The following is a 16,991-nucleotide window of genomic DNA, read 5'->3' as shown; positions in this document are numbered from 1 at the left end:
CTATGACCCCTTTGGTTTAATCAAATTCATATATTCATAGACATTACGTTCTGTCATCGTTCCCTTTATGACTTTGATTACCTTGCCTTCAGGATTAATTAAAAATGTGGTTGGCAGCGGCGTAATATCATATGCCTCTGTCACTTGACGATCTTTGTCCATGGCAACAGGAAAATTCACGCCATAAGCATCCATAAAATTCTTCACCGCAATATTGGATTCCCCCACATTTACGGCAACAATTTCGACACCGCGATCCTTGAACACTTGATACTGATTCGCCATATAAGGAAATTCTTGCTTACATGGACCGCACCATGTCCCCCAAAAATTTAGAAAGACACCTTTTCCTTTTAAGTCCTTTAATTCAATCCGTTCCCCATCTACAGATTGAAGGACAAAATTAGGTGCAATAGATCCTTCTTTCACTCGATCCGGTTTGGCAAATACTGAATTATACATGGTATAACAGAGTGCAGCAAGCATCACGAGGAGAATGCCCGTCCGTATGAAAAATCGTCTTTTCTTCATCTGAAGTACCCCTTCCCCATAGACATTCAGGTAAATTATAGCATTCTCCGTCTTTTGATGCTTCTTCATTTTTTGAAGTTTATGTGAAAATTAAAAAGCACTTTTCCCATGATCTGCAATCGCTCTTAGACGCTTTACTTCATGCGGAGACAATTCTCTGCGCTCGCCTGGTCTCATGCCTTCAATATGAAGGAAAGCATATCGCTCTCTTTTTAGCTTTAAAACATCGTGACCGATGGCTTCAAACATGCGGCGTACCTGTCTGTTTCTGCCTTCATGTATGGTTAATTGCACAATACATGTTTGCTTTCGTTTATCAATCGACAGCATTTTGGCACGAGCAGGTGCTGTTTTTTTATGGTCTAACATGATTCCTTTTTCTAGCTTTCTAAGCAATTCCTTTGAAGGGATACCTTTTAGTTTCGCTGCATACGTTTTATCAATTTCATACTTCGGATGCATGAGCTTATGGGCAAATTCGCCGTCATTTGTAATCAAAATTAAACCGCTCGTATCATAATCTAATCGGCCGATCGGATAAAGGCGCTGCGGGACATCATCAAAGAAGTCTGTGACGACTTTGCGCCCTTTATCATCCTCGGCAGCAGAAATGACGCCGCGCGGTTTATAAAGCATAAAGTACACTGGTTCTTCTCTTTCAAGCTTTAATCCATTGACTTCAATTTTATCTGAAGAGCCCACTTTTACTCCGAGCTCTGTCACTGTTTGACCATTAACGGTAACTCGCCCTTCTTTAATCAATTCTTCAGCCTTTCGTCTTGAAGCGACGCCGGCATGTGCAATTACTTTCTGTAAACGTTCCATTTGTCTTTCACCTCATGTACTATCTTACTTGCTTGACTTGAAACAAACAAGCATTCGTGGAAAAATAAGCGTTTCATCTGTCTAATTTCAGCAAAAAAGCTGTTTTCCATCCCTTAAAAATAAAAAAGCGCCTCATTAGGCGCCGCTAAATAACAAACTGACAATAATAATAGATGCAATGACACCAATGAGATCGGCTAACAGACCGACTTTCAGCGCATCTCCCATTTTTTTAATACCGACTGCTCCAAAATAGACCGTTAAAATGTAAAGCGTGGTGTCCGTTGACCCTTGCATGACGGCTGCAAGCTTTCCTATAAAAGAATCTGGACCATATGTTGCAATTAAGTCTGATGTCATGCCGAGTGCGGCTGTACCTGATATAGGGCGAATAAATGCAAGCGGCACCACCTCGGTAGGAACGCCGATTGCTGTAAACACAGGCTTTAATAACGCCATCACAAAATCAAGCGCACCTGACGCACGGAATATCGTAATGGCCACAAGCATGCCGACTAAATATGGAATGATTGAAAAGGCAATTTGAATGCCCTCTTTCCCGCCTTCTACAAAGGTTTCGTAGGTTGGGACCTTTCTGATCGTTCCTGCAATCAAAATTCCTGCGATGATTAGTGGAATCAAAGCAAGTGACAGCCAGTTAATAAATGCCACAAGATCACCCCCGCCTGCTTCTGCGATAGTGGAAATAGCGATCAATAATTATCGCACCGATGCCTGAAATGAGTGTCGCTAAAATGGTCGGTCCTACAATATCTGTTGGCTGATCCGCGCCATAGGTCATGCGAATGGCAATGACGGTCGTTGGCACAAGTGTAATAGAGGATGTGTTGACTGCTAAAAATGTAATCATAGAGCGGCTCGCCTCATTTTTTCCGCCATTTAATGCTTTCATCTGCTCCATCGCCTTAATCCCAATTGGTGTGGCGGCATTGCCAAGGCCAAAGAAATTCGCCATGAGATTGGACAGAATATACCCCATAGCCGGATGATTCGCAGGAATGTCAGGAAATAGCTTTGAAATAAAGGGGCGGCACAATTTACTAAAGAATTGTAACAGCCCTGCTTCTTCTGCGATCTTCATCAATCCGAGCCAGAAAACAAGGACACTGATCAGCCCGATTGAAATGGTGACCGCTTCTTTTGAACCCTTAAAAATAGCTTCATTCACTTCCTGCATCGTTCCGTTAAACATCGCATAGACAAGACCGATGACCGTAAGGAATACCCAAATCAGATTGACCATGAAGAGCCGCCTAGCGATGTCTGAAAGACAGACTTAAACATGTCTTGAAAGCTTTTTTGAGGCATTCGGTTGCGTTTATTTTCATAAAAAATCGGGACTTGCTCAATCACCTGACCATCCAGTAAAAACGTCATTTTCCCTACTATATCTGGGATAGCTTCTGCGTTTTTCTCCCATTTCTTTTTCGGCGTGAGCATTTCCGTTTCGATTTCCACTAGTTGTTTCTCATCTTCATTTAGAAAATAGTCCACATCCCGCTTAATAAACGCTTTTTTTTCGTAAAAGGTTCCTTTTAACGAAGCGAGCCTGCCTTTTTCAGCAAGCACATACGTTTTATAGTGATCAAATGCATACTCGAACATAGAGATATGATCTTTCCAGTCATCCGGCGCATTAATCGTCACAGCAATCAGCGCAGCATCCCCTTTTGCAGCTGTGGAGACAAGCGTACGTTTTGCAAGCTTTGTATAGCCCGTTTTCCCGCCAGTCGAATATTGGTATAAACCAGTGAGCAGCTTGTTTTTGTTTTTCCAATAGCCTTCCATTGTTTTTGCTTTATAAAAAGTGGTCCCGGCAATCTTTTGATATTGTTTATGCTCCATGGCGTATTTTGTTAAAATGGCCATATCATAGGCTGATGAATAATGGTTTTTATGATCATCGAGTCCATGCGGATTTTGAAAATTTGTATTTTCCATTCCTAGTTCAGATGCCTTTTGGTTCATCATAAAAATAAAGCCCTCTAAGCTGCCGCCAACATGTTCTGCAATCGCAACAGCTGCATCATTCCCAGAACGCAGCATGAGCCCGTACGTCAGGTCTTCTAAGCTCACCTTCTGCCCTTCCTTTAAATAAATTGATGATCCTTCCGCTTGAATCGCCCGTTTTGATACTGTGACGGTGTCCTTCATTTTTCCTGATTCAATGGCTAATACTGCCGTCATAATTTTTGTAATACTGGCGATTCTTCTTTTTTCGTGCTCGTCCTTTCCAAATAGGACTCTGCCAGACTGTCCATCTATTAAAATGGCGCTTTTTGCACTCACCGATAAGGATAGGTCTGCTTGAGCATGTGAGGAAAAAGGCAGTAAGAGTGTGAATAGAAGAAGGACTGCTGTTCCAATTTTTAAATAGGGCATGTTCATTCACGTCCTTGTCCGTTTTGTACAAGTGTATGCGCGGTTGAAAAAGTTATGATGCCTCGTCCATAAAAAAAGCACCTCTAACGATAGAGGCGCATTTCATTCTTGCTTATACCATTTTCATTTGCTGATGAGATGTCGTATATTCCAGCTCTTCTCTCATCCGTAAAAAGTCTTTTTCTAATGTAGAAAATAGTTGTTTGACATCAGCCGATACTTCATGGTGAAAAACAATACTGCTTTTCCCTGTATAGGCCGAACGGCTGTCTTCATACCATGTATCCTTTTTTGGTGTAAAGAATTCTTCAATGCATTGATGATAAATGCGGTGAAGCATCTGCTGTGCGGCTTGCTGCGGGAATGTCTGCTGCTGCCGGATTTTCCTGCAAACTGCGGCTGCATCCTCGCTATAGACTGCAAGCTTCCGTAATGTACTCAATATGTCACAATAATAGGCTTCCGCTTCCGGGTTTAATCGTTTCAAGCTTGATAAGGTAGCTTCGTTCAGGTAGTCATTCACTTCAGTTGCAACCTTTGATAAAAAAACACCTGCTTGATCAATTTGAGCCTTTACATTCATATGTGCCATTTGTTTCGTGTTTACCTTCCCCTCATGGCTTTGTCACCATTTTATCTTTCAACCAAAGATTTTAGACCTAAAATCTTTTTTATATTTTATCATACATTTTTCCTTATTTTGAACTATTTTATCTCTTCAAATGTTTGATTGAAGTTTTCAAAAAAGAGATCAGCCTCTTCTTGTACCCCATCTGCTTCAACATTTTCTGGAAGCGGCGGTAATTCATCTAAGGCCTTTAAGCCAAATTGCTCTAAAAAGGTCGGCGTTGTCCCATACAGGATCGCTCGTCCCGGACCGTCGGCACGTCCAACTTCACAAAGTAGTGCTTTGGCAACTAAACTATGAAGCACCCGTTCTGATTTAACGCCTCTGATTTCCTCGACCTCACTGCGTGTGATCGGCTGTTTATAAGAGACGATGGCGAGCACCTCAAGTGCTGCCTGTGACAAACCTTTTGATGGTGTCTCGACTAATTTTTTCAAATAAATGCTGTATTCTTTTTTCGTCAGCAGCATATATGAATCTGCATATTCAATGAGCTCGATCCCTCGTTCTTGTTTTTGATATTCTTCTTTTACGGCAGACATAATGTCAAGAAGCGCCGCCTCATCTACTTCAAGAACGGACATGAGCTGTTTTCTTGTTAAGCCTTCATCACCTGCTGCATAAAGCAGCGCTTCTAAGATGGCTTTCCAATTCACGATATCAAGCGTCATGAATCGTTTCACTCCCTATGATATAAATGTCTTCAAAGTTCCCTTCCTGCTCTAACATGATTTGATGGCTTTTCATCAATTCAAGAACAGCAAGAAACGTTACGACAAGGTGTTCCTTTTGATCATGTTGAAATAGAGTCATGAAATTGGTCCGCTTTTTTGTTTTTCTTAAATGGTTCATAATCTCATTCATTTTGTCTTCAATCGGGATTTCTTGTCTTGTAATCTTTGATGGTGCTGGTTTTGTTATCTTTTTTCGATTTAATACCTTTTGGAACGCACCTAACATATCATACACCGTTACATGTAAGTTTGTGTCCTTCACTTCTGCTTCTTTTACAAATTCACTTAAATCGCTCGGTGGTTTTGTGAAGGCGTTTTGCCGTTCTTCTTCGCGTTCTTTAAGTTCCTGCGCTGCATTTTTATACTTGCGGTATTCAATCAATTTACTAATCAGTTCTTCACGAGGGTCTTCTTCCTCTTCAATCAAGTCTTCATCAAACAGCTCTTCCTCTTGTTTTGGAAGAAGCATTCTGCTTTTAATACTCAGGAGGGTTGCAGCCATCACCAAATATTCACTTGCAATATCAAGCTCAAGCTCCCTCATCGTGTGGACATATAATAAATACTGCTCCGTAATTTTAGCGACGGGAATATCATAAATATCAATTTCCAAACGGTTGATTAAATGTAAAAGCAAGTCCAAAGGACCCTCAAACGAATCTATTTTCACCTGATATTCCAGCATTCTTTTCTCACCATTTCTACTTCTTCTAAGTACCGTTTTCACCGGCTACCCTTTAGTATAAGACACGATAAAGCTCTCGTCCAATATAATTTCGGCCATGATGCAGCCGGTAAAATAAGAAAAACAGTGGATTCGCCCATACCAATGAGGGCTTTTATACATAGAATACCATTGTAATCAGAACTGATGAAAAAGGAGGCCGTATCATTATGGGAGATGGTTATTATTTCGGCGGAGGATTTGCGCTTATTGTTGTGCTGTTCATCTTGCTGATCATCGTTGGCGCGGCTTGGGTTTATTAAAGAAACAGAGCGTCCTTTCATAAAGGGGCGCTCTTTCTTCTTTTCTTTTCCGTGTGTTAGACTGATAGTGGAAAAGGAGATGACCGCTGTGTATCCTGAAGCGTACGTGGCTTTTTTACATGAATTTCACACGACAAGAGATTATTTTGAGTGTCATGAAATTCTTGAGGAATATTGGAAGGAAGACCCCCCTCATCAGCGCAAAGCGTACTGGGTTGGGTTCATTCAGCTTGCTGTCGCTTTGTATCACCAAAGACGGGGAAATGGCAAAGGAGCGAAACGACTGATTTCAAACAGCCTTCATCTGTTAGAAGCTGACCGAAACGTACTAACCGATTTAGGGCTTGATGAAGAGGCGTTTATGATGCTTCTGAGAACACTAAAAAAGAAAATGGATGAAGACATGCCTTATGAGAGTGTCGTGCTGCCAATCAAAGATCAAGCGCTCCTTTCTTTATGCCAAGACATGGCCGAAAAAGAAGGCTTAACCTTTGGACAGGAAAGCAACTTATCACATACATTTTTAATTGAAAAGCATAGACTGCGTGACCGAACTGACGTATTGCTTGAACGTGAAAAACAAATTGAACGCAAAAAAAGCAGAGGCATGTAACCTCTGCTTTCACGTGTGATATTTAGTTTGTTTCGTTCTGACACTTATGAAAGAAGCCTTGTGTTAATTCATTTGGAATGAGTGTTTTCGTTTTGAATACCTCTTCCACGGCTAATACCATTTCCTTGCCGATTCCTTGGTCCCGATGGGATGGGTTGACACTAATATGCTCGATTTGTACTTGGTCGTCTGTTTTCAACACACCAATAGCACCTACGATATCCTCGCCATCTTTCCAAAGGAACAGCTGCCGATCTTCATCCATTTCATATGACTTCATCGTCTGCTGAAGCTGTTTGACGTCTTTCTCACCCGGCATAAAGGACAGGAGTCCCATGGCAATTTTTTCAAAAGACCTCTTGTAACGAATTAACATATATACCCCTCAATATTAAAATTATCCTTTTTTCCAGCAAATGTCTGATAAATCACTTGCTATCACACATTATAAACACTTTCGTGCTATTTTTAAACTCTTTTTCATCAAATTAACGAAACGTTCGATTTAGATTGGCCATTTCAATTGCAGCTGCAGCTGATTCACTGCCTTTATTACCAGCCTTTGTACCAGCTCTTTCAATGGCTTGTTCAATGGATTCTGTTGTGAGCACACCGAAGATAATCGGTACGCCTGTTGAGATGGCACTTTGAGCAATCCCTTTTGCCGCTTCATTACAAACATAATCATAATGTGTGGTTGCGCCTCGAATGACGGTTCCAAGTGTAATGACTGCATCATATTTTTTTGTTTCTGCTAGTTTTTTGGCCATATACGGAATTTCAAAAGCACCCGGCACCCACACGACATCGATATCGTCGCCGTTTGCTCCGTGTCTAAGCAATGTATCTTCTGCCCCATCTAACAGCTTGCTTGTAATAAAATCATTAAATCTTGCGACGACGATTCCAAATTTTAATCCTTCTGCTACTACATGGCCTTGTATTGTATTCATATGTTCATCATCCTTTTTTGTGATTTTTATTTTGTTTCAATTGTCGTTGTTTGATTATTTATATGTGCCTGCAATGCTTCAATCGTCAGCATCTTTAACTCATGTTCTTTTTGAATTTTTTTCAGTTCGGGCACGCGTGCCATCGTTCCATCTGCATTCATAATTTCACATATAACACCTGCAGGGACTGACCCCGCAAGTTTAGCAAGATCAACGGCCGCCTCTGTATGGCCTGGTCTTTCTAGTACGCCGCCCTCTTTTGCAATAAGCGGAAAAACATGACCAGGACGGGCAAAATCTTCTGGTTTTGACTCTTTATTTAACATGGCCAAAATGGTCGTTGAGCGCTCAAAGGCACTAATACCCGTTGTCGTTGACGTATGGTCGATACTCACCGTAAACGCTGTATGGTGTGCATCCGTGTTTTGTTCTACCATTGGATGCAGATTCAGATGCTTGGCTATCGACTCATGAACAGGCGTACAAATAAGGCCTCTCCCATATAAAGCCATGAAGTTAATGACTTCCGGCGTGGCGTGTTCAGCAAGTGCCACAAAGTCTCCTTCATTTTCTCTATCTTCATCATCCACTACGATAATGATTTCTCCTTGCTTGAGGGCATTTACCGCCTCATCAACTGAATGATACATACAATCGCCTCCTAGAATCCGTGCTCTTTTAAAAATGATGGGGTCAATCGGGATGGCTGCTTTTCGTCTTGTTCTTTTGTTAAAAAGCGATAAATATATTTACCGATCATGTCACACTCTATATTCACAACATCACCCATAGATTTAGTCGGGAAAATGGTTCCTTCAAGCGTATGTGGAATGATAGAAACTGTAACGCGTGCATCTCGCAAATCGAAAATGGTCAAACTGACGCCATCTATTGCGATCGATCCCTTTTTCGTGAGCATATCTGTGAGGGTCTTGTCCATTTCCAAATCATAGTAAATGGCATTGCTCTTTTTTTCAATCCGGGTAATTAAAGCCGTTCCATCAACATGGCCAGATACAAAATGACCGCCGAATCGTCCATTTGAGGACATGGCCCGCTCTAAATTCACTGGACTGCCTGATGCCAGCTGATAAAGCGATGTTGCTTTGACCGTTTCAGGCATCACATCTGCCGCAAACTGATCTTTTGTAAAACTTGTGACTGTGAGACATACGCCATTGATGGCGATGCTGTCTCCAAGATGAACATCTTCTAGCACACGGCTACACTTGATGACGATTTCCATGGCATCAGCTGACTTTTTGTTTAATGACTGGACTGTACCAACTTCTTCAATAATCCCCGTAAACATGTGATCCTCCCTTTCTCTTTCGATTGTATTTCTCACTTTATGAAAAAGCGATATTAGGGACATGTGATCGATTGAGCACCTTCGTCGCTTTTTATGGTCCATACAAGGTAGATGAGGGATCACCTAATAAACACTGCATGCTATCACTTCATTTACATACAGAAAGCCCCGGAAACATTCCGGGGCTGTGGTTTTTTTGCATTAGAAATAAAACTATGATCAACACTTGTTTTTTGTTCATACATAGCTTTCGTTATCCTTCTCCCATCCAGACTTTCACTGTCGGCTTCAGCTTTTCACTGAATCAACCGTTAATAAATTAACGGGTCACGGGCTGTAAAGCAACTGCTTTATTACCGTCGGTCGGGATTTTCACCCTGCCCCGAAGGATACAATCGATATTTAGCTGTCCTTAGGGGCTATTATAGCGATCCTTGTTGACAAATGCAACAATCAAGATTTCATGATCTGTTTCATAAAAAAAGCCTCCTTATAGGAAAGGAGACATGTTAGTTTACGACTTTTACTACTTTTATAAGACCATCTATTCTTTTTTCATTACTAAAGTACGCTTTAATACGATCGCCTTTTTTCAGATCAGCTACATCATCTTCAAATTTCTTTCCATTAAAAATGATTTTCGTTCCGTTTTTCGCTTTACCGTAGTATTCGTCTCCATCAATTTTTGTAATGGTATATTCATAGATGGTGTAGTCTTTATCATTGTTCGTTAAGCTTTCACCAATGGCTGTTGGCACATCTTCAAATTTCATGCCATTCATGTATAAATAACCTGCGCCTAAACAAAGCAGTAAAACAAATAAGATCGCAATTTTTAATTTGATTTTCCCCATAGTTAGAACCTCCATCATCTGCACTTCGCCTATTTGTATGTTTTATTCCTTCTTTTGTTGAAATAAAACCAAAAAAGCTGATTTCATTAATGGTTACTTATATAACGATTCAGATGGCCCTTTGGTTTCCACCTTTTAATCATTACATATGATACGAATATGCGTTCTTTATTAAGGGGGTGTTCGTTGAATTTCTCCTGATAAGGACAGTAAACCACATAGATACTAAAGAAAATAGAAACTTTTCACCTAAACTCTTTTTTCAAGAGCAAACAAGTCTTCTTCTAAGGCCTGTGCACGTTGAACAGCTATATCTCGACTATCGCGCACCCCCTGATTATAGTAGTAGCTTCCGAGGTGATGAGTGATAAAAGCCAATACTTCTCCCGCTGCCACTTCTCCAATAACCTCTTCTCTCTCATTTGCAAAGAAACGTTGTATTTCATCCATCATTTGCCTTTTTTCTTCCGTTGTCAATGATTTCATCTCATCCACCAGCTTTCTTTTTTTCTTGTACGATTACCAGGCTTCTTTTTACGAATATATGTTCCATTATATCATAAATGACGGCTTTTTTCGCCATAAAAAAACACCGCAAATGCGGTGTTTCATACGTTGTTTTCCCATTATTATGCGTCGACAACTTCGACTTTTTCCATGCCTTGACCTTGTTCCATATCAAGAACAGCCTCAATACCTGATGTCACCTTGCCAAAAACAGTGTGAACACCGTTTAGGTGCGGCTGCGGGTCATGTACGATAAAGAATTGGCTGCCGCCAGTGTCTTTACCAGCGTGTGCCATTGATAATGAACCTCTTTCATGTTGATGAGGATTTCCTTCTGTTTCACATTTAATGGTGTAACCAGGACCCCCAGTTCCATTACCGTTTGGATCGCCGCCTTGGCTGACGAAGCCAGGGATTACGCGGTGGAATTTCAATCCATCGTAGAAGCCCTCATTGGCTAATTTTTCAAAGTTTGCTACTGTACCTGGAGCAGCCTCTGGGTAAAGTTCAAACTCAATTTTCTTTCCATTTGTTAATTGTATGTATCCTTTTTTCGCCATTTTTCACATTCTCCTTTCAGGTTAAACAACGCTCATTATAGCACATTTTTAATGATGTGAAACATCCCCTGCTCTTTGAATGTTATTTACCTCCCATCACATCATTGATAAAATAGAAGAGCCTGATTCTTTTCTCCTAAGTACATGAAGTCAGACTGATTAAAACGTCTTCAAAAGAAAATTGAAACGTCAGGCTGATTTGTTACGTCTATATGTTGGAGTACGCTTCACGCATGTACTCAAAAGATGAGTTTCTCTCAAAAGAGGAACGCTTTCGACTTGAAGGAGGTCAACATGTTTAAAAAAACAATGCTTGGTATGATGGCAGCACTCCTTTTGCTAATAGGTGTGCCAAAAGTCAGCTTAGCGGATGCAGCTGTCGGCGATGTCATCGTCACACTCGGGCAAGACTTAACTGCGGCTGATCGCCAGAAGGTGCTTGACGAGTTGAATCCACCTGAAAATGCGACAAAAATTGAAGTGACCAATAAAGAAGAGCACGAATATTTAGGAAAGTATATCCCTAGTTCTCAAATCGGGAGTCGAGCATTATCATCTTCATCCATCACTATTGAAAAATCAGGATCTGGTCTGACTGTGGATACTCATAACATTAAGACCATTACAGATGAGATGTATTTAAATGCTTTAATGACAGCAGGTGTGAAAGATGCAAAAGTTGTCGTGACGGCTCCGTTTGAAGTCTCTGGTACAGCAGCTCTTACAGGGCTATTAAAAGCCTATGAAGTGTCAAGCGATAAAGCCATTCCAGAGGATGTGAAACAGGTTGCAAACGAAGAGCTTGTGACAACCTCTAAATTAGGTGACTCTATCGGTAAAGACAATGCTTCTGCCCTGATTGCAAAAATCAAAGATGACATTGCGAAAAATGGTGTTCCTAAAACAACAAAAGAAGTAGAAGAAAAAGTGGATCAAGCCGCTTCGGATTTGAACTTAAATCTGACGCAAGAACAAAAGGATCAGCTTGTCTCTCTCTTCGATAAAATGAAAAATATCAATATCGATTGGAAACAGGTCGGATCTCAAATTGATAAAGCAAAAGACAAGATTACGAAATTCATAGAATCAGATGAAGGGAAAAACCTTCTACAGAAGATTTGGGATTTCTTTGTCTCCATTTGGAACGCAATCGTGTCTGTATTCACTGGTGGAAAATAAATGTTATAAAAAGAAAGCTGCCTAATGATCAGGCAGCTTTCTTTTTAAGTAGATGATTTCACTTTTGATTGATAAGGCAGATCTAATTTGACAATGTCCTCATATGTCTCACGCTCCACCACAAGCTGCGCTTCCCCATCTTCTACAAACACAACAGCCGGGCGCGGGATGCGGTTATAGTTGTTTGACATACTGTAGCCGTATGCTCCTGTACAAAAGACCGCTAGTAAATCTCCTTGTGATAGCTCTGGCAAGTCGATATCCCAAATAAGCATATCTCCGCTCTCACAGCATTTTCCTGCAATCGAAACTGTTTGGTCGTGCGTTTGGCTCATTTTGTTGGCACTCGCCGCTTCATATTTTGCTTGATATAGAGCTGGACGAATGTTGTCACTCATCCCGCCGTCAATCGCTACATAATCACGAATGCCAGGTACATGTTTTGATGAGCCGATCGTATAAAGTGTTGTCCCTGCATCTCCAACAAGAGAGCGGCCTGGCTCAATCCAAATCTCCGGCATTTCGAACTCATAGCGGGATACATTATCTTTCACGGCTTGAATGATTTTCTCCACGTATTCTGTCGCAGGCAGTGGTTCGTCATCTGCTGTATAACGGATTCCAAAGCCGCCGCCTAAGTTTAACACTGTGGAAATAAAGCCAAATGATTCTCTCCATTCATCCAGCTTCATAAAAATTTTATCTGCTGCAAGGACAAATCCAGCCGTATCAAAGATTTGTGAACCAATATGGCAATGGACACCTAAAAGCTCAATCACTTCTGAATCAAGCACTTGTTTCACCGCTTCGTCTGCTTGTCCATTATGAAGATCAAAGCCGAATTTTGAATCTTCTTGACCTGTTGTAATGTAATCATGCGTATGTGCTTCAACACCCGGCGTGATGCGGAGCAATACTTTCACCTTTTTCGACAGCTCTTGACCAAGCTGTTCAATGAGTTTGATTTCATAGAAATTATCAACGACAATACAGCCAATCCCATACTCTAATGCCATTTTTAATTCTTCTCTGCTTTTGTTGTTGCCATGGAAATGAATTTTTTCTACTGGAAATCCAGCACAAATAGCTGTATGCAGCTCCCCGCCTGAAACGACATCAAGTGATAATCCTTCTTCTTTGGCAAGCTGAAACATCGCAATAGAAGAGAATGCCTTACTCGCATATGCCACCTGGGCCTTTAATTCTTCTTCAATAAATGCTTTTTGAAAGCTTTTTGCGCGCTCCCGTATTAAAGCTACATCATATACATAAAGTGGCGTCCCATACGTTTCAGCTAAAGAAACGGCATCCACACCACCTATTTCTAAATGTCCGAGTTCATTTTGTCTGCAAGTGCCGTGTAAATACAATGTCATTCCCTCTTTCTCCGCCTCGGCTGAAAAAAGACAGCTGCGTGAGCTGCCTTTTGCCGTTTCTCAAAGTTAAAAATACAATATCACAATCTTCAGCCACTTTCAACGAGCGTTAAGAATTTGGCGGAATTTTTGATCTGTTTTGAGGGTGAACGATGCTCGGCCTTACTTTTGAGCCAGGAACAGACGTCCGAATGAGCACTTGCCACAAAGCCTTTCCATTGAAAGGAATGAACGGCCACATATAAGGCGTCTGCAAGGACCGAATAGAGGTTAAATAAATGACTAACAACGTAAAACCAATGATGAGTCCATTCAGCTTAAAGATCGCTACTAATGCTAATATGATCAGTCGGATGATTTTATTAGCGACGCTAAGCTCATAGCTCGGAGTGGTGAATGTGCCGATGGCTGCTAGTGAGACGTATAAAATGACCTCTGGTGTAAATAAACCAACATCAATCGCAATTTGTCCAATTAAAACGGCTGCGATCAAGCCCATGGCCGTCGACAATGCGGTTGGCGTATGTATCGCTGCCATTCGTAAAAATTCGACCCCAAAATCAGCAAGGAACACTTGGAGAATAACAGGAATATGAGAGGGTTTGTTAAATCCTATATAGCTTAGATTGTCTGGTAACAAATTCGGCTCTAGGATAAAAAGAAACCAAATCGGCAAAAGAAAAGTAGAACACAAGATGCCTAAAAAACGCACCCATCTTAAAAATGTCCCAACTGCTGGTGCTTGGCGGTATTCTTCTGCATGTTGAACGTGATGAAAAATAGTGGTCGGCGTAATGATGACACTAGGGGATGTATCGGTAATAATGATGACATGCCCTTCTAATATATGGTTAGCGGCAACATCTGGACGCTCGGTATATCGGACAAGCGGAAAGGGATTGTATCCTTGTTTTATGATAAATTCTTCAATCGTTTTATCAGACATCGTCAGTCCATCAACTTTGATACTGGATACTTCTTTTTCAATAATATCAACAAGATCTGGGTCCGCAATGTCTTCAATGTAACAAACACAAACGTCTGCTTTTGAACGTTCGCCTACTTTAAGCATTTTGTAGCGCAATTTTTCATCCCGCACTCTTCTTCGAATAAGTGCTGTATTCACAATAATGTTTTCAACAAACCCGTCTCTTGCACCTCTGACAACCTTTTCTGTATCCGGCTCCTCTGGCATTCTGCCAGGATAGCTCCTGACGTCAATGATGAATGCGTAATTTTCGCCTTCTACAACGACTGCCACAAGCCCCGACAGCACTTGATCCACAGCTTCATCCAGCGTTTCAACTTTGGAGACTTGCTGATTGACAAGGCGGTTCTCTATCACACGTGCAAGATCATCTGATTCAGGTTCGTTGTCATTGATTTCAATCAGTTCTTTTAATAAATAGATCACATATTGTGTATCACATAATCCATTTACATAGTAAAGCTGGATTTCCTGATCATGGACATAAATTTTCCGAACGCCAAGGTCAAAGCTGAGACCCATTCCGACATTGTCTTTGAAGAAATCTTCATTTTTCTTCGGATCTCGGAACACATGTACCTTGTCTTTCTTCATAGAAACCGCTCCTTTCTAAAATTAATTCAACTGCTTTCATCGTGATTGGAGACCCTTTGCTTATATCATCTTTCCGTCCCATCTTGCCAATATCTCCAATGCCCACAACAAACGGAAGGTGAAGTGAATCCAGACAATACACTGTATCTCCGCTCATTTTATGTGGTTCCATTTCTGGAAGTCCGTGTTTATCAACGCCGTATTCTGTCAGTTCACCTTCTCGGTCAATGGAAACATGTACCTTTGTCCATTCGGCTTGATGGGTTTTAGATGCCACTGCAATTGCGCCAATGACTTCAATTTCAGGGTGACCTGCTACATGTTTCATCGCCGTCTCCCCCGTCCCTTCACCAGTTAAACCAGAATCATCAAACATGACAAACACTGGGTCATACGGCGTTTTTAAAATCATTTGGACCAGTTCTGGTCCTGTCCGTTTGCTCGGATTCCCTTTTGAGCTGGAAATACATCTTCCGCCAACCTTTTTTGCGACAAGCTCAATCGTTTTGGCAGCATATATATCTCCGTCTGTCACTAAAATGACTTTGCGTCTTTGCCCCATATTAGGTTATCCTTTCGGTTTAAAGATCAGTGCGATAATAAATGAGAATAAAATCGCAGCTGATATTCCAGCAGAGGTTAATTCAAAAATACCAATCCCGATGCCAATAAAGCCGTGTTCATCGGCTTGGTGCATCGCCCCATGAAGCAAGCTGTGACCAAAGCTCACGATAGGCACGGTAGCACCCGCACCTGCAAATTCAATAAATTTATCATAAATACCGAACCCGTCTAAAATGGTTCCAGCCACAACAAAAGTGGTCATGACATGTGCAGGCGTGAGTTTAAGTACATCTAGTAAAAGCTGGCCGATGACGCAAATAAGCCCGCCTGCAACAAAAGCGATAAGATAATCCATTAGCTCTCTCCTCCTGCACGCTCAAATACAACTCCGTGCGCAATGGTTGGAATGGTCTCTTTTTGCTGGACCATCATTGGGCTGAGAAGCGCACCGGTTGCTACAACCAATACTCTTTGCAAATTGCCTGCTTTCATTTCTTGAAAGATGTGACTGAATGTCACAACAGCTGAACAAGCACAGCCGCTGCCTCCAGCGAAAACATTTTGATCAGGTGTATAAATAATTAAGCCGCAATCATCGTGCTTTCGGCCGAGCTGAATGCCGTCTTCTTTGAGGAGATCCTTTAAGATCGGTGAGCCAATGCCAGATAGATCACCTGTTAAAATAAGATCGTAATCATCAACTGTCCTCCCTAAATCTCCCAAATGCTGCTTGATGGTGTCTGCTGCCGCTGGCGCCATGGCTGATCCCATGTCAAATGGATCTGTAATTCCAAGGTCCATGACCCGTCCGACGGTTGCACTTGTGATTTGAATTTGAGAGGGCTCTTGGCTGATAATCACTGCCCCGCTCCCAGTCACTGTACTTGTCGCAGTATCCGGTTTTTGTCCGCCGTATTCTGTCGGATTACGAAATTGACGTTCTGCTGTCGCATTATGGCTACTTGTCGCAGCAATCGCTCTTTTTGCAAAACCGCCGTCTACTAATGCTGAGGCAATCGCGACTGATTCCATTGATGTGGAGCAAGCCCCAAATAAACAAAGGAACGGGATTTTAAGCTCTCTAGCCACATAGTTTGCTGTGACATTTTGGTTCAGTAAATCTCCTGCCAGCAAAAGATCAATCTCACTTTTTTGCAGATTCGCTTTTGATAAAGCTGTTGATATCGCATCATCCATAAGCTGTCTTTCAGCCATTTCCCAGTTCTTTTGATAACAGTGCATTTCATCGTATGTTTTATCAATGAGATGACCGATCGGGCCTTCCTTTTCTTTCGGTCCTGCAGCTGTTCCTTCTGCATTAACATAAAGCTTGTGTTCAAATACCCAAGATTGTTTACCTGTTAGTTTCACGTTTCATTCCTC

At 41.5% G+C, this 16,991-nt stretch carries 23 protein-coding genes and 1 riboswitch; of the genes, 3 read left to right on the top strand and 20 right to left on the bottom strand.

The features are described from left to right. From resA to BK049_RS16660, 8 genes are all read right to left on the bottom strand, one after another. Positions 1–531 (bottom strand): thiol-disulfide oxidoreductase ResA, encoded by a 531-nt coding sequence (gene resA / locus BK049_RS16695; protein WP_008359709.1) that lies wholly within the window; start codon positions 529–531, stop codon positions 1–3. Between the two features lie 90 nt (positions 532–621). Beyond that, positions 622–1,356: a 23S rRNA pseudouridine(2605) synthase RluB gene (rluB, locus tag BK049_RS16690; RefSeq protein WP_008359707.1), complete on the bottom strand. Its 735-nt coding sequence runs from the start codon at positions 1,354–1,356 to the stop codon at positions 622–624. A 135-nt stretch (positions 1,357–1,491) separates the two neighbouring features. Continuing rightward, complete coding sequence (locus tag BK049_RS16685; RefSeq protein WP_008359705.1) at positions 1,492–2,028, bottom strand: spore maturation protein; 537 nt, start codon at positions 2,026–2,028, stop codon at positions 1,492–1,494. Positions 2,029–2,032: 4 nt separating this feature from the next. Beyond that, a complete protein-coding gene (locus BK049_RS16680) occupies positions 2,033–2,620 on the bottom strand; it encodes a nucleoside recognition domain-containing protein (protein WP_071168993.1) in 588 nt (195 codons plus the stop codon). Beyond that, a complete protein-coding gene (locus tag BK049_RS16675; protein ID WP_008359702.1) occupies positions 2,608–3,759 on the bottom strand; it encodes a D-alanyl-D-alanine carboxypeptidase family protein in 1,152 nt (383 codons plus the stop codon). The genes BK049_RS16680 and BK049_RS16675 overlap by 13 nt, the downstream gene beginning before the upstream one ends. A gap of 112 nt (positions 3,760–3,871) precedes the next feature. Beyond that, the gene (locus BK049_RS16670; RefSeq protein WP_071168992.1) at positions 3,872–4,351 is read right to left on the bottom strand and encodes a YpuI family protein; all 480 of its coding nucleotides are present in this window, start codon (positions 4,349–4,351) and stop codon (positions 3,872–3,874) included. Positions 4,352–4,464: 113 nt separating this feature from the next. After that, positions 4,465–5,058 (bottom strand): SMC-Scp complex subunit ScpB, encoded by a 594-nt coding sequence (gene scpB / locus BK049_RS16665; protein ID WP_008359698.1) that lies wholly within the window; start codon positions 5,056–5,058, stop codon positions 4,465–4,467. Further along, positions 5,048–5,806: a segregation/condensation protein A gene (locus tag BK049_RS16660; protein WP_071168991.1), complete on the bottom strand. Its 759-nt coding sequence runs from the start codon at positions 5,804–5,806 to the stop codon at positions 5,048–5,050. Before BK049_RS16660 ends, scpB begins: the two co-directional genes overlap by 11 nt. Before the next feature lie 209 nt (positions 5,807–6,015). Here BK049_RS16660 and BK049_RS19140 point away from each other — a divergent pair, with 209 nt between their 5' ends. Beyond that, on the top strand, positions 6,016–6,108 hold the full coding sequence (locus BK049_RS19140; protein WP_008359694.1) for a YjcZ family sporulation protein: 93 nt from the start codon (positions 6,016–6,018) through the stop codon (positions 6,106–6,108). An 88-nt stretch (positions 6,109–6,196) separates the two neighbouring features. Next, complete coding sequence (locus BK049_RS16655; protein ID WP_071168990.1) at positions 6,197–6,721, top strand: DUF309 domain-containing protein; 525 nt, start codon at positions 6,197–6,199, stop codon at positions 6,719–6,721. 22 nt (positions 6,722–6,743) lie between these two features. Here BK049_RS16655 and BK049_RS16650 read toward each other — a convergent pair whose 3' ends face one another. From BK049_RS16650 to BK049_RS16620, 7 genes are all read right to left on the bottom strand, one after another. Further along, positions 6,744–7,097, bottom strand: a complete 354-nt coding sequence (locus BK049_RS16650; protein WP_008359690.1) for a GNAT family N-acetyltransferase — start codon at positions 7,095–7,097, stop codon at positions 6,744–6,746. A 112-nt stretch (positions 7,098–7,209) separates the two neighbouring features. Beyond that, positions 7,210–7,674 carry a 6,7-dimethyl-8-ribityllumazine synthase gene (gene ribH, locus BK049_RS16645; RefSeq protein WP_008359688.1) on the bottom strand — a complete coding sequence of 155 codons (465 nt, stop codon included), beginning with the start codon at positions 7,672–7,674 and terminating at the stop codon, positions 7,210–7,212. A 26-nt stretch (positions 7,675–7,700) separates the two neighbouring features. Further along, complete coding sequence (gene ribB / locus BK049_RS16640) at positions 7,701–8,324, bottom strand: 3,4-dihydroxy-2-butanone-4-phosphate synthase (RefSeq protein ID WP_083381140.1); 624 nt, start codon at positions 8,322–8,324, stop codon at positions 7,701–7,703. An 11-nt stretch (positions 8,325–8,335) separates the two neighbouring features. Further along, positions 8,336–8,986, bottom strand: a complete 651-nt coding sequence (ribE, locus tag BK049_RS16635; RefSeq protein ID WP_008359684.1) for a riboflavin synthase — start codon at positions 8,984–8,986, stop codon at positions 8,336–8,338. Positions 8,987–9,238: 252 nt separating this feature from the next. Next, a riboswitch (FMN riboswitch) is annotated at positions 9,239–9,380 on the bottom strand. Between the two features lie 115 nt (positions 9,381–9,495). Continuing rightward, positions 9,496–9,840 carry a hypothetical protein gene (locus BK049_RS16630; protein ID WP_008359682.1) on the bottom strand — a complete coding sequence of 115 codons (345 nt, stop codon included), beginning with the start codon at positions 9,838–9,840 and terminating at the stop codon, positions 9,496–9,498. 249 nt (positions 9,841–10,089) lie between these two features. Continuing rightward, the gene (locus tag BK049_RS16625) at positions 10,090–10,326 is read right to left on the bottom strand and encodes a DUF2164 domain-containing protein (RefSeq protein ID WP_008359681.1); all 237 of its coding nucleotides are present in this window, start codon (positions 10,324–10,326) and stop codon (positions 10,090–10,092) included. A gap of 143 nt (positions 10,327–10,469) precedes the next feature. Next, complete coding sequence (locus BK049_RS16620; RefSeq protein ID WP_008359679.1) at positions 10,470–10,907, bottom strand: peptidylprolyl isomerase; 438 nt, start codon at positions 10,905–10,907, stop codon at positions 10,470–10,472. Positions 10,908–11,201: 294 nt separating this feature from the next. Here BK049_RS16620 and BK049_RS16615 point away from each other — a divergent pair, with 294 nt between their 5' ends. Continuing rightward, entirely contained in the window at positions 11,202–12,086 is an 885-nt protein-coding gene (locus BK049_RS16615) for a DUF1002 domain-containing protein (protein WP_071168989.1), read from the top strand. 44 nt (positions 12,087–12,130) lie between these two features. On the opposite strand, the gene lysA is transcribed toward BK049_RS16615, so the two are convergent. The 5 genes from lysA to spoVAD form a co-directional block, all read right to left on the bottom strand. Next, positions 12,131–13,456: a diaminopimelate decarboxylase gene (gene lysA, locus BK049_RS16610; protein ID WP_071168988.1), complete on the bottom strand. Its 1,326-nt coding sequence runs from the start codon at positions 13,454–13,456 to the stop codon at positions 12,131–12,133. Between the two features lie 115 nt (positions 13,457–13,571). Further along, positions 13,572–15,044: a spore germination protein gene (locus tag BK049_RS16605; protein WP_071168987.1), complete on the bottom strand. Its 1,473-nt coding sequence runs from the start codon at positions 15,042–15,044 to the stop codon at positions 13,572–13,574. After that, positions 14,998–15,606, bottom strand: coding sequence for a stage V sporulation protein SpoVABEA (gene spoVAEA, locus BK049_RS16600; RefSeq protein ID WP_071168986.1), 609 nt, complete (start codon positions 15,604–15,606; stop codon positions 14,998–15,000). Before spoVAEA ends, BK049_RS16605 begins: the two co-directional genes overlap by 47 nt. A gap of 6 nt (positions 15,607–15,612) precedes the next feature. Then, positions 15,613–15,963: a stage V sporulation protein AE gene (gene spoVAE, locus BK049_RS16595; protein WP_008359668.1), complete on the bottom strand. Its 351-nt coding sequence runs from the start codon at positions 15,961–15,963 to the stop codon at positions 15,613–15,615. After that, positions 15,963–16,979 carry a stage V sporulation protein AD gene (gene spoVAD / locus BK049_RS16590; RefSeq protein ID WP_071168985.1) on the bottom strand — a complete coding sequence of 339 codons (1,017 nt, stop codon included), beginning with the start codon at positions 16,977–16,979 and terminating at the stop codon, positions 15,963–15,965. Before spoVAD ends, spoVAE begins: the two co-directional genes overlap by 1 nt. Positions 16,980–16,991 lie beyond the last annotated feature (12 nt).

It is taken from the genome of Bacillus xiamenensis (assembly GCF_001857925.1).
Lineage (GTDB): Bacteria > Bacillota > Bacilli > Bacillales > Bacillaceae > Bacillus > Bacillus xiamenensis.
Note: the sequence above shows the minus strand (reverse complement) of the source record. Positions and strands in the feature narration are given on the sequence as shown.

Coding starts and splice junctions, on each gene's coding strand:
- BK049_RS16650 (WP_008359690.1), bottom strand. CDS start 7,097: ATGTTAATTCGTTACAAGAGGTCTTTTGAAAAAATTGCCATGGGACTC.
- BK049_RS16675 (WP_008359702.1), bottom strand. CDS start 3,759: ATGCCCTATTTAAAAATTGGAACAGCAGTCCTTCTTCTATTCACACTC.
- BK049_RS16670 (WP_071168992.1), bottom strand. CDS start 4,351: ATGGCACATATGAATGTAAAGGCTCAAATTGATCAAGCAGGTGTTTTT.
- ribH (WP_008359688.1), bottom strand. CDS start 7,674: ATGAATACAATACAAGGCCATGTAGTAGCAGAAGGATTAAAATTTGGA.
- scpB (WP_008359698.1), bottom strand. CDS start 5,058: ATGACGCTTGATATCGTGAATTGGAAAGCCATCTTAGAAGCGCTGCTT.
- BK049_RS16660 (WP_071168991.1), bottom strand. CDS start 5,806: ATGCTGGAATATCAGGTGAAAATAGATTCGTTTGAGGGTCCTTTGGAC.
- BK049_RS19140 (WP_008359694.1), top strand. CDS start 6,016: ATGGGAGATGGTTATTATTTCGGCGGAGGATTTGCGCTTATTGTTGTG.
- BK049_RS16630 (WP_008359682.1), bottom strand. CDS start 9,840: ATGGGGAAAATCAAATTAAAAATTGCGATCTTATTTGTTTTACTGCTT.
- BK049_RS16615 (WP_071168989.1), top strand. CDS start 11,202: ATGTTTAAAAAAACAATGCTTGGTATGATGGCAGCACTCCTTTTGCTA.
- BK049_RS16605 (WP_071168987.1), bottom strand. CDS start 15,044: ATGAAGAAAGACAAGGTACATGTGTTCCGAGATCCGAAGAAAAATGAA.
- ribE (WP_008359684.1), bottom strand. CDS start 8,986: ATGTTTACGGGGATTATTGAAGAAGTTGGTACAGTCCAGTCATTAAAC.
- BK049_RS16625 (WP_008359681.1), bottom strand. CDS start 10,326: ATGAAATCATTGACAACGGAAGAAAAAAGGCAAATGATGGATGAAATA.
- spoVAE (WP_008359668.1), bottom strand. CDS start 15,963: ATGGATTATCTTATCGCTTTTGTTGCAGGCGGGCTTATTTGCGTCATC.
- ribB (WP_083381140.1), bottom strand. CDS start 8,324: ATGTATCATTCAGTTGATGAGGCGGTAAATGCCCTCAAGCAAGGAGAA.
- spoVAEA (WP_071168986.1), bottom strand. CDS start 15,606: ATGGGGCAAAGACGCAAAGTCATTTTAGTGACAGACGGAGATATATAT.
- resA (WP_008359709.1), bottom strand. CDS start 531: ATGAAGAAAAGACGATTTTTCATACGGACGGGCATTCTCCTCGTGATG.
- BK049_RS16680 (WP_071168993.1), bottom strand. CDS start 2,620: ATGGTCAATCTGATTTGGGTATTCCTTACGGTCATCGGTCTTGTCTAT.
- BK049_RS16620 (WP_008359679.1), bottom strand. CDS start 10,907: ATGGCGAAAAAAGGATACATACAATTAACAAATGGAAAGAAAATTGAG.
- rluB (WP_008359707.1), bottom strand. CDS start 1,356: ATGGAACGTTTACAGAAAGTAATTGCACATGCCGGCGTCGCTTCAAGA.